The 11,811-nt window shown below is 58.9% G+C and carries 5 protein-coding genes and 1 pseudogene; 1 reads left to right on the forward strand and 5 read right to left on the reverse strand.

Annotated features, from left to right (window positions below):
• Positions 1-70: 70 nt before the first annotated feature.
• The 5 genes and pseudogenes from BMZ40_RS17390 to BMZ40_RS19390 form a co-directional block, all read right to left on the reverse strand.
• The gene (locus tag BMZ40_RS17390) at positions 71-955 is read right to left on the reverse strand and encodes a Tim44 domain-containing protein (protein ID WP_092378913.1); all 885 of its coding nucleotides are present in this window, start codon (positions 953-955) and stop codon (positions 71-73) included.
• Between the two features lie 295 nt (positions 956-1,250).
• Positions 1,251-1,985, reverse strand: a complete 735-nt coding sequence (locus BMZ40_RS17395; protein WP_092378916.1) for a gamma-glutamyl-gamma-aminobutyrate hydrolase family protein — start codon at positions 1,983-1,985, stop codon at positions 1,251-1,253.
• Positions 1,970-2,968: an amidoligase family protein gene (locus tag BMZ40_RS17400; protein ID WP_092378919.1), complete on the reverse strand. Its 999-nt coding sequence runs from the start codon at positions 2,966-2,968 to the stop codon at positions 1,970-1,972. The genes BMZ40_RS17395 and BMZ40_RS17400 overlap by 16 nt, the downstream gene beginning before the upstream one ends.
• 23 nt (positions 2,969-2,991) lie before the next feature.
• Positions 2,992-9,111, reverse strand: coding sequence for a PAS domain S-box protein (locus tag BMZ40_RS17405; protein WP_177193251.1), 6,120 nt, complete (start codon positions 9,109-9,111; stop codon positions 2,992-2,994).
• 436 nt (positions 9,112-9,547) lie between these two features.
• Positions 9,548-9,694, reverse strand: a pseudogene (locus BMZ40_RS19390) (IS256 family transposase); the annotation flags it as partial.
• Between the two features lie 772 nt (positions 9,695-10,466).
• Here BMZ40_RS19390 and BMZ40_RS17415 point away from each other — a divergent pair.
• Positions 10,467-11,774 (forward strand): TolC family outer membrane protein, encoded by a 1,308-nt coding sequence (locus tag BMZ40_RS17415; protein ID WP_245751136.1) that lies wholly within the window; start codon positions 10,467-10,469, stop codon positions 11,772-11,774.
• Positions 11,775-11,811: the final 37 nt, after the last annotated feature.

Here is an 11,811-nt window from a genome sequence, read left to right on the forward strand (position 1 = left end):
GTGGACCGCGCCTCTTCTTCCGCAAGAAAAAAGAGCCGGGGCGGTCATTCGCCCCGGCTCTTTTTTCGCCTTACACTTCAAGCTGCTGTATCCCTTCCAGCGTCCACTGCGCGGAGGCCGAGCTTTCGTCGCGGCGGATGTGCCACATCTCGCGGATTTGTTCCGAAGGCGCGCCCGGGCCGTCTTCGCGGAGCAGGGCGTCGAAGAGGACGCTGATTACGGTTTCCTGGCCTTCGGTGCGGGATTCCAGGATGCGCGCGTCGACCATCAGGATTTCCGTGCGGCCCGGGGTGGGGTCGTCCGTGGCCTGGCGGGCGATTTCCGCGTGCACCTCGGGGCTTGTGAACTGGCGGATGTCGTCGATGTCGCGGCGGTCCCAGGAACCTTGCAGGCGGACGTAGAGGGCCTTGGCGCCCGACAGGAATTCCTGCTCGTCAATATCCTTCGGCAGCACGGGGGCTTGCTGGGCCTGGGGCTCCAGGCGCTGGCCCCAGCCGCCGCCGGATGCCGTCGTGTGCTCGGTCCCGGCCCCCTGGAAGGCGTACGGGGCGGAGTTTGCCGTGGCGGCGCGTCTCGATCTGATGAACTTGAAGAGCAGGAAGCCGCCTGCGGCCAGGAGCAGCATGTCGAGCATGCCGGGGCCGGCGAAGCCGCCGCCGAAGAGCATGGAACCGAGCAGTCCGCCCATCAGCAGGCCGCCGAACATGCCTCCGAGGCCGCCGAAACGCGAAGGCGAGGCGGGCGTGGCCTGCTGCGTCATGCCGGGGCTTTTATCCGCTGGTTTCGCGTAGCTCTTGTTGTACGAGGACTTGCTGCCGAAGGAGCCGCCTCCGCCCATTCGTTTGGCATCCGCAATGTCGGGCCAGGCGAAGCAGAGTGCCAGGGCGAAGAGGGGAAAAAAGAGATAGGCCAGGGGGAAAGGCAGGGCAGCGGCGCTGCTGGAATTGCTGTTCATGGAACCTCCGGGGTTTGGCTGGAGGTCCAAAAAAAGACCTCCAGCATGTTTGTCATGCTGAAGGTCTGGCTCATCGGTGGAAACCGACGACAGGGCCAAGCGCGTGAGCGCCAGTATTGTTGACCTTGCCTCGTGGAGCTACTCCCCTTCAAGGTTGGTAGCTAGGGTTGTTACGGTCCGTTTGTCAAGAATTTTCGGACAGAAATAATCCGAAATCATTGTCCCGAGGTCGTGGCGGTGAGGTGCGCCCTCTCTGAAAATCCGCCAAAACAGGCTCTTTCGTCGCGACCTTGCGTTACGGCGCACGTTCCGTGCGAGGATGATCCCCTTCGTTTGTCGTGTCTTTGCAGAGGGTGCGCGCGCTTTTGACCAGTTCCCGGAACAGGCCGCGCTGGCTGCCCAGATAGAGCAGGAATTCGGGATGCCATTGCACGCCGACCAGAAAGCATTGGGACGGATCTTCCACGGCCTGCACGATTCCGTCGAGGTCGCGACCGGTCACCAGAAGGCCCGTGCCCACGCGGTCGATGCCCTGGTTGTGCAGGCTGTTGATGCGCGAACATCCACGTCCGAGCAGTCTGGCCACCACGCTTTGCGCGATGGTCGGATCCTGTGGGACGCACAGGGTCTTGAGCGGCAACAGGGTCCGGCGGTGGGAGGTTTTGTGGCGCAGGAAGCGCAGGTCCTGAAACAGCGATCCGCCCCGGCAGACGTTGAGCAATTGCGCTCCGCGACAAATGCCGAGCAGGGGAAGCCCGCGCCTCAGCGCGTCACGGATCACTGCGGTTTCCAGCGCGTCGCGTGCGGTGTCGTAGTTGGGCTCGACCTCCGGTTCGGCGGCATAGAGCACCGGCTCGATGTCATGACCGCCGGTGACCACCACGCCATGATACTCGTGGCGGCGTTCTTCGTCCCCCGGACGCAATTGAAGCGGGCGTCCGCCGTACAGACGAATCGCCAGGGCCGCCAGGGTTCGGGGACCAACGGCGCCGCGCCGTGGACCCGTGATGGCGATCATCGGCCCAGCCATTCTCTTTCCACGGTCGCGGGCCAGTCGCCGAAGAGGCGCTGGAGCGGGTCATCGAGATATTCGAGATAGGCGGCGCAGCAGGCTTCAAGGCGCTGGTTATCGGCGGCCAGGCGCTCGACCTCCACCCAGTCGTTCCAGGCGACATAAAGCCCCCATTCGGGCTTGTGGATGTCGCAATCCGGCAACCGGTAATGAAAGGTGGGGCGGGCCTTGATCAGCACGTCGTCGGCCTTGGCGCGGACGCGTTTTTCGTCGAGAAACATGAACAGCGGCAGCATGTCGAGGGCGCGGTTTCGAGTCGGGTTGTAGGCGAGATAGTCGTCGATCAGGGTCGCAAGGCCGGGCAGGTAGTCTGCCGCGATGACCTTTTCGACATATCCTGCGGGGAACGGGTTGACGTAGCTGGTTACACGGCGCGAGAGGTCGATGTCGGCGCGCTCGAACAACCAGTCGTAAAGGCACAGAAAGGCCTTGAGGCTTGCCGTTATCAGTTCGGGTTCAAAGCTGGGCAGTTCGGGATTGAACTGCATGCCAAAAGCGTTGACGATGCTGTCGGATGTGCCCTTGGCGCCCGCTGCACGCAAACGCACGATGAGCGCTTCGACCTCGTGCAGCCTGGTCAGGGGGAGCGGCGGGCTGATGATTTCAAGCGGCACGAGCAATTCGGCTGCCCACGCCAGGACGTCCTCGGCGGTGCGGCCGAAATCCACAACTGGAGCGCCTGCCATGTGGGGCTCGCGGCCGAGTTTTTTGAGCAGGTCGAAATCGAGTTCGACCACCCAGTCACCGGCCGCATCACCCGTCAGAAGGCGCTCGTAACGCCCCGTGGCTTCCATCCGCAGCCCAAGGAATTCCGCCACGCATCCGGCCAGCGCATCAAGTTCGAGTCCGCTGATCTCCAGCTCGACCCCGACCCGGCGCATCTGTCCCTCGGCGTTTTTCAGCCATGGCGGCTGTTTGAGTTTGTGCTTTTCGTCATGCATTCATGATCCTTCCCAGGCGTATGTTATCCTTTTTTTGTCATGAAGCGCCGTATCGCCTCCGCAAGCTGGTTGGTCTGCGTCGGCTTGCTGATGTAGTCGTTCATCCCGGCGGCCAGGAATTTTTCCTTGTCTCCTGAAAGCGCGTAGGCCGTCAGCGCGATGATCCACACGTCGGAACGTCCCTTGGGCTCCTTGATCTTGCGGATGTTTTCCGTTGCTTCCAGACCGCTCATCACAGGCATCTGGATATCCATGAAAACGCAGTCAAAGGAGTGGCGGCGCACGGCCTCGACCGCTTCTCGACCGTCCCCGACACATGTCACCTCATGGCCCATGCGCTTCAGCAGGGCTGCAACGGCCAATTGGCTCACGACTTCATCTTCGACGACCAGGATGGACAAGACCCTGTCACCGTCTGTCGTCTCGTGTCTTTTGCCGCTTTCCACAACACGGAACTGTCCGTCGATGGGCATCGGCAGATGGAGCATGATAGTCGTGCCCTGGCCGACGGCGCTGTCCACGAAGATGTCGCCGCCCATGACGTGCATGAGCCGCTTGACGATGGCCAGTCCGAGTCCGGCACCCTGGAACTGGCGAGTGTAGGAAGTTTCGTTTTGAGTGAAGCGCTCGAAGACCAAATCGATCTTCTCGTCGGGGATGCCGATGCCGGTATCGCTGACGCTGATGTACAAATGGGCCTTGTCCGGGTCATCGCGGAACGACCGGGTCCATGCCTCCACACGGACCGAGCCTTCGGCGGTGAATTTGACGGCGTTGCCGACAAGGTTGAACAGGATCTGCCGGATGCGTGCTTCATCCCCGACCAGTCGTTCGAATGAACCGGTTTCGACCGAGGTGATGAGGTCGACCCTCTTATCCGCACAGGCCATGCTGAAGATATGGGACACGGAATCGAGGAGACCTTTGAGCTCGAAGGGTTCACTGGCCAGCGTGATCCAGCCCGCTTCCATGCGCGAGAAGTCCAGGATGTCGTTCAGAAGGGAAAGGAGCCTGCGGCTGGAGTCGAAGGCCATCTGGATGTATTTGTCCTGTTCCTCGGGACCGCCCCCAAGGCGCAGGAGCTGGAGCATGCCCAGCACTCCGTTGAGCGGCGTGCGGATTTCATGGCTCATGTTGGCCAGGAATTCAGATTTGGATCGGTTGGCGGATTCGGCAGCCTCCTTGGCGGCCAGTGTCGTGAGTTCGGCGTGTTTGCGGACTGTGATGTCCTCGCTGAAGCAGACGATGCCGCCAACCTCGCCGGAATCCCTGCGCCATGGCCTGATCTCCCAGCAGATCCACTGTGTGGAGCCGTCGGCGTGTTCAAAGAGGTCCTCGGCTGCGGACTCTACCGCGCCGGCCAGGCAACGACGATGGATTTCCTTCCAGTGTTCGGGAATGTCCGGAAATATTTCGTAATGGCTTATGCCGATAAGGTTCCGGTCGCCGAGATTGTAGTCCTCTGCCCAGCGACGACTGACGGCGATGTAGCGCATCCGGGTATCGAACATTGCGATGGATGCGGGTGCGTACTCCACGAACAAGCGCAGTTGTTCCTCCCGTTCGGACAATACCCTGCGCATCCGGATTTTCTGCAGCGCTTCCGAAACGGCTACCGCCAGGGATTCGGCGACCTCCTGGTCAAGAGGGTCGTAGCCTCCGGGTTTGTTGCCCAAACCGACCATGCCGATGACCTTGCTCCCGTGTTTGATCGGCACGCCCAGAAAAGATGTCAGCGGGGGGTGCCCGCCCGGGATGCCGCGCCAATCCGGGTGTTTCGAAGGATCGTTGGTCAGAACGGAGATTCCGTTGGTCATGACCGCGCGGTAGATTCCCCGAACGGGGAATTTCTTGGGCGGCAAGTTCCCCGTGGACTTCGCGGCCAGATACATGCTGCATTGTTCCCAGCCCGGATCGGTCATGGCGAATATTTCCAGCATCCCGGAACTGCCCAGCTCTCCCAAGAAGCCGAAGGAACTGTCCGTGAGCTTCTCCATGATTTTCAGGCAGGCTTTGCCGAAGTGTTCCTCGTTGGTGTTGGTCAAAGCGATGCGGAAGACCTGATTCACGGCCTCCTGCATTGCATTCGTGCGCTGTAAGCGCATCTGAGCCTTTTTGCGGTCCGTGATGTCCATTCCGTAAATATTGAAATAGTCTTTCCCTTTGATGGGCGTGATGTCCATGAACAGGATCCGCTCACCCACATTGATTTCGAACTGGGTATGTGCGTCGCGCCGGAGGGGCATATCAATGTGTGCACGCAATGATTCCGGGACGCGATCACCCGTTTGAAGTCCGAACTGGCGCAGAAAGGCCTCGCTGGATCTGTTGGCATGGGTGATGCTCAGGTCCGGATCGATGCGCATGACCAGGGAGGGGTTTTCGGCCGGGAATTTGGCCCAGCTCTGGGCTTCCAATTCCGCCAGTTTGCGGTCCGTGATGTCACGGTTGCTGATGCGCCGGCCTAGGGGGGTGCCGTCCGGCGCAAAAATGTCCACGCAGTGGTGACTGATCCAGATCACCCGGCCGTCGCGGTGGACAATCCGGAAATCGAGACTTTCGGACGACTTGTTTTTAGTCCTCTTTTTCTTCAAGTGGGCCTGGTACAGCTCTCTGTCTTCAGGGTGTACGATTTTCAGGATCAGATCCGCATCCGCCAGAAACTCTTCGGCGTTGTAACCGGTTATCCGCAGGCAGGCGGGGGAGACCCACAGCAAGCGTTCGTCAGCGGAGCGCCAGTATTCCCAGTCGAAGGTGTAGTCGGCCACGGTGCGAAGCATGATCTCGCTTTCCCGCAGTTGCCGCTCCATCCGTTTGGACTCGCTGATGTCCAGGGCATAGGCCACGCGGGACACGGGGCGGCCGGATTCGTCCCTGAGGACGGTCAAATCCAGCAGGACCGGGAAGGTGCTGCCGTCCTTTCTCAGGTGTTCGGACTCGAACACGCCGTGGCCGTCTGTCTCGACGGTCCGGATCTGTTCCGGCAGAAGAGCGCGGGCTTCGGGCGAGAATAGATCGAACACGGGCAGAGCGACCAGCTCCTCGGGCAGAAAACCGCGTTGGCGGGCGAAGGACGGATTCACGGTCACAAGCGAGTTGTCATCTACTTTGGAGATGGCTATCCCGAATTCGGCGTTTTCGAAGACGTGCTGCCAGCGCCGGGCCTGGCTCTGAGCGCGTTTCAGGTCAGTGATGTCCAGAAACGTCCCTACGGCGCCGGACACGGCCCCCGTGAAATTACGCAATGGGGTTGCGTTGCCGAGAATGGTGCGGATTTCACCGTCGGCGAAGACCAGGTCCACCTCCTGGGAAATTACGACTTCGCCTTTTGCGGCACGCTGCATCGGCAATTCGTGCAGCTCCAATTTCCTGCCTTTGGACATGGTCTTATAGGAGACGCCCTCGAAGGTTTTGCTGGCATTGGTTCCGGGTTCCATGCGCAAAATCCGATAGCTGGCCTGATTGCCGATGATGGTTCTGGCCTCTGTGTCGCGGGTGATCCATATCGCAGCCGGGGCCTGTTCCATGATGGCTTCAAGTTCCATGGCACGCCGCTCAGATTCCATGCGAGCCAGATCCAGCTCCTGCGTACGTTTGGCCACCAGGGCTTCAAGTTCCTCATTGTTCAGCCGCAGCACCTGTTCCGCGGCTTTCAGCTTGCTGATGTCCGTGTAGGTCATGACCACGCCTTCCACATCACCCCGGATGTCGTAGTACGGGAAGACGCGCTTGAGGAAGTATCGTCCGCCTGCGTCTCGCAGTTCCCTATCCAGCTCCGTGCATGTGCGCCGGACCTCCCGGGCGTCATGGAGCAGGTTGTCATCGGCCACGCGGGACTTCACTTCGGAAATGAGGCGTCCCTGGTCCGCAACGGCAAGATGGAAGACTTCAGTGGCCTCCGGCGTCGCGCGCATGACGCGCAGCTCCCTGTCCAAAAAGACGGCGGGCAGCTTGGTGCTGCGCAGCAGGTTCTCCACGAAGCCGTGCGCGTGGGCGAGTTCCTCCACCTTGACCGAGAGTTCCTCATTCAAGGATTGCAGTTCTTCGCGCGAGGCGTCCATCTCCTCGTTGGAGGACTGCAGCTCCTCGTTCATGCTGATCAGTTCTTCGTTGGATGCGCGTAATTCCTCGTTGAGCTTTTCATACTCCTCGATGACTTTTTGCAGCTGCTCCTGTGTGGCCTGAAGTTCGTCCTCATACCGCAGCACAAGGCTGCTTTCGCTCAGACTTTGAGGGACGGCACAGTCGGGTCTGATTTCCCGGGTCTCGATTTCCTTGAAAATGACCAGCACGGAGAGCAGACGTCCCTTATCGTCCGTGACTGGATCGGCGCAGAGGTCCAGCCAACGGGAAGGATCGCCCTGCAGGCGTATCCCACTGGCCGTGCTCGGCTCCAGCGAAGAAAAAGCCTGGTTCAGGACGGAGCGCAGGTGCAGCCGCAGGTCCTTTCGTGCGAGCTTGAGAATGTTCAGGCTTGGTTCGCCCGAAGCCAGCGAAAGATAGGGTGTGGTGTCTCCGGTCAGGTGGAGGATGTGATATTCGGGGCTGACCAGGGCGGCGGCGGGGGAGTAGTGGCGGAGCAGGACTTCGCTGGCCGTTGTCGCCGGACTTTTGATCCTCGGCGGGGAGAATTCAGGCAGGACTGGCAGCGACAGGGAGCGGCGCAGCATGACCGAACTGTTCACGTCCGGTCGTTCGGCGCCGGCACGGCTGCGGAATATCCTCCATTTCTTGTCGATGACTTCCAGGTGCAGGTTGGTGTTATCCACGTTTTCGGCGGATCCGAGGAAGAGAAAGCCCCCGGCGTGGAGGGCGTGCGCCATCAGGGACAGGGCCTTGGACTGCAGAGGGGGCGTGAGGTAGATCAGCAGGTTGCGGCATACCACCAGGTCGAGATGCAGAAAAGGCGGGTCCTGCAGCAGGTTGTGGTGCACGAAGACAATCCGTTCCCGAAGCCGGGGCTGGACCGTCCAGTCGCGGTTGCCGCTCAGGAAATGGCGCTCCAGGCGCTCCTTGGAGACATGCCGCAGCGCCTTGGCGGGGTAGGTCCCTTTTCGGGCCGTTTCGATGGATCGCTGGTCGATGTCGGTGGCGAAGATTTTCACTCCGCAGCGAATGTCCTCCTGCTGCATGTATTCGTCGAGGAGCATGGCGATGGAATATGCTTCTTCACCCGTGGAACAGCCGGCAACCCAGACACGTATGGTCTCGTCGTCGGATCTGTCCTCGAAAATCTTCGGCAGGACCTTCTCGCGAATCACCTCGAATGCATCTGGGTCGCGGAAGAAGGAAGTGACCCCGATGAACATGGATTTGAAAAGTTCAAGTGATTCTTCAGGATTGTTTTCCAGTTCCCGCAGGTACTCGTCCAGGCTCGTCCGACCGGTCAGAAGCCGTCTCTTGTTGATACGGCGGACAATGGTGCTATGCCTGTATCCGGAAAGATCCTGGCCGGTCTGTTGCTGTATGAGGTCGAAAATCTTTTTGATGTGGCACGGCTTTTCTGTCTGAGCCATGGGCATGCCGGCGAGTTCTGTGATCCGTGCGCCCAGTTCCTCAAGGGGCAGAACCGCGTCCACCACTCCTGTTTCCAGGACGCTTGAGGGCATTCCCGGCTGGATGGCGGTCAATGGGTCCTGGACAAGCACCAGACCTTCGGCCTTGGAAACATGGACGGCTCCAATTGCGCCGTCGGACCCCGAGCCCGACAGAATGACGCAGGCCGCGTTGCATCCCTGGTCACGCGCCAGGTTGTCGAGAAAACGGTCAATGATCCTGTAGCGCAGATCGTGTCCGGACGGCAGCAGCCTCAGCACGCCGTTCTCGATGCCCAATTCCCATCCGGACGGCACGGTGTAGATGGTGCCGGGCTGAAGAGGCGTGGTTTCTCCAATTTCTCGCACGGGCAGGGGAGTGAAGCTGGCCAGCACTTCCTGCATGTGGCTCTTCGTATCGGCGGGCTGGTGCGTGACAACCACGAGTGCCGCCCGGAGCGTTGCAGGGATATGAGCTAAGAGGGTGCGCAGGGCTTCAATGCCGCCGGCCGAAGCCCCGATGGCGACGACCGGAAAAGGCAGACGCTTGCTCTTGCGTTTTGATTCGCTGTGGTGGGCGTCTCGGGGGGCCGTGCTCCGTTCGCTCATGGGGGCTCCTGTTTGAGGAGGCGTTCTCCTCCGGGTGTCTGTTTGCAACACGTATTCAAGACACGGAATCCACGGAACGATGCTCTTTCCGCAGAATCTGCGCGCGTCTTGTTCTGGATCGCCAGAAGTTGCCGACGTGCGTGTCGGACCCGCTTTGCACCCTTCCATAAGCCTCAACACGACGACGCTGTCAACGAAATGAATGTATGACAACACTGGGTTGCGAGGTTAGGCGTTTTTTGTATCGGGAGGATTCCCGTAGCGCCGTTCGTCACTTGCGTGAGACCGTTCCATCAAGGCGGAAGATACCGGCGACTTGACCGCTCAAGAGAAGTATCGACAACCGGCCGACAGTCTGTGGTTCCGCATGGGCAGGGCCGGGAGTTGGCTCTGAAATGACGCGCGAGGGTGTCCGGAATTTGTGTAAACGGCAGTGTTAGAGGTTGATCATTCTGTCTTCGAACTGGATGCTAAATCTTGTCAGCGCAGCTTTCCAGTCTCGAATCGGCATAGTCCATTTCCGGCTGATGTTCTGTAGTGCCAGATAGAAGAGCTTGGCAAGGGAGTCGTCACTCGGGACCGATCAACGCCGCGTTTGGGGCGTAAAATGGAGGTTGTGATGTCGCGTTCCCGGAAGCTCGTTTGGCAGGGTGTCCTCTCGCTCGCCATTTGGACCGTGTTCGTTGGGTTTCTCTACAGGGACGCTTCAGAAGAACGTCGCCTTCTTCAAGGTCGCCTAGGCCTGCTCCTGAGCACCAATCAGACTTCGTGGTCTTTCTTCCAGCTTCCAAAGAAAGGTGAACATACAAAAACAAGTCCATTTTTGTGTGCTTGTTTTTGTTTGTGGCGGAGCGTCTTGACCACGAGCTGCTTCGCCCACAAATGTCTTAGCCAAGGCGAACGCACTGTGGACCATCTGATCCAGTCCGTGCGTTCCGGCTAGTAGAGTTTCCACCTGAAGGCTTGTGCAAATTTCCGGGGCCTCTTTTACTTTGTCCAAGAGCGTGAAAAGTGAAAAAAGAGGATGTTTACGTGCGTATAAATATCCTTGCAATGAGTTGTTACTTGGTAGTATTATTTAAAAGTTTTAATTTTGTGTGTACGAATTTTTCCCATTTAGAGTGATATATATCTAGCATTAATGAGTATTTTTTATATTTAATAATAAATACTAATAAATATTTCGGCAGTAAATTTCATTTATGCATTTTCTAAACGTTTTTTATTATATTCCGATATTTTTTTAGAATTTTATTTATTACAGGCGGTTGAATTTTTTTCAGGAGGAAGCAATGAGAGTGTTTTTTTCTTTTTTTGATGCTGCTTTTCAGGCTCACTGCATCAGAATTTTGCTCATGTCGGTTGTCTTCCTTTCTTTTTCAATGCCTGCCGTGGCCACGGGTTTACTGGATACGTACAGGCTGGCCGTTCAGAATGATCCTGTATTTCAAAGTTATCAATTTCGGACCTTTGTTGCTCAGGAAGGAAAACGGCAGGCTCTGGCCGCCATGCTCCCGACGGTGATGGCTACGGGCAGTTACATGCACAAGAGCCAGGACATCGTCAGCAGCGACAACGAGGTCTACGCGTCGGGCAGTTCCGAGTACGGAACGACCGTGTACGGCGTTACCCTGACCCAGCCTTTGTTCAACTGGGGGGCCTATGTCGGGTGGAAACAGGCCGAGGTCGTTCGGGCACGCTCGGAGATGGAGTTCGTTCTGGCCGGTCAGGAACTGATCACCCGCGTTTCGGATCTTTATTTCCAGGCACTGGCCGCAAAGGATCGGCTCGACTACGCCCTCGTCGAGCAGACCGCAGTCGAGAAACACTTCGAACTGGCCCAAGGCCGTTCGGACATGGGCCTCATTCCCATCACCGATCTCTATGACGCCAAGGCGCGCCTCGCGGCCACCGAGGCCTTGACCATCGAGGCGCGCAACAGGCTTGACGACGCCCTGCAAGCCTTGAGCGAAGTGACCGGCGCGCCCGTGGACGGTCTTGGCCCCCTGGCGCAGAACATCACTCTGAAGAGGCCTGAGCCGCCGACCCTTGATTCCTGGCTCGCCGGAGCCCTCGAAGGGAACCCGGCCATCGAACTGAGCAAGAAGGCCGTGGAAGTGGCCGAACTCGAAGTGAATCGTCAGAACGCCGCACATTATCCCACCCTGGATCTGGTCAGTTCCTTCGACAACGAGAACACCGAGGATTCGCTTTTCGGTGGAAGCAGCGAGGTCGACACATACAAGATCGGCGTGCAGTTCAATCTGCCCTTGTACCAGGGTGGGGAAGTCGCCTCCAAGGCCCGCTCCGCGCGGCACGAGGTCGGCATCGCCCGGCAGGATCTGGTCAAGCAGTCCCGGTCGGTTGCGCGCAAGACCCGCTCGGCATTTCTTGGCGTCGACAGTTCGCTCAAGAGGGTGGACGCACTCGCGCAATCCCTTGACGCCAACAGGCTGGCCCTCGACGCCAAACAGGAAGGGTACATGTCCGGGCTCTTCACCAGCCTGGCCGTACTGGACGCCGAACGCGACCTGGCCCTGGTCAGCATCGACCATGCGCAGGCGCGCTACGACTACATTCTGAACAGTTTGCGGCTCAAGCAGGCTGTAGGAACCTTGACCGAACAGGATTTGATGGATCTGGAAAACTGGCTTTTGAAATAGCCTCGTACACGCTGTCGACCACTTGGAGGGTATGGGA

Source organism: Desulfomicrobium apsheronum, from assembly GCF_900114115.1.
Taxonomy (GTDB): domain Bacteria; phylum Desulfobacterota; class Desulfovibrionia; order Desulfovibrionales; family Desulfomicrobiaceae; genus Desulfomicrobium; species Desulfomicrobium apsheronum.

Bases quoted from the DNA above. Each gene is read 5' to 3' on its own strand.
- BMZ40_RS17390 (WP_092378913.1), bottom strand. From the start codon at position 955: ATGAACAGCAATTCCAGCAGCGCCGCTGCCCTGCCTTTCCCCCTGGCC.
- BMZ40_RS17395 (WP_092378916.1), bottom strand. From the start codon at position 1,985: ATGGCTGGGCCGATGATCGCCATCACGGGTCCACGGCGCGGCGCCGTT.
- BMZ40_RS17400 (WP_092378919.1), bottom strand. From the start codon at position 2,968: ATGCATGACGAAAAGCACAAACTCAAACAGCCGCCATGGCTGAAAAAC.
- BMZ40_RS17405 (WP_177193251.1), bottom strand. From the start codon at position 9,111: ATGAGCGAACGGAGCACGGCCCCCCGAGACGCCCACCACAGCGAATCA.
- BMZ40_RS17415 (WP_245751136.1), top strand. From the start codon at position 10,467: ATGTCGGTTGTCTTCCTTTCTTTTTCAATGCCTGCCGTGGCCACGGGT.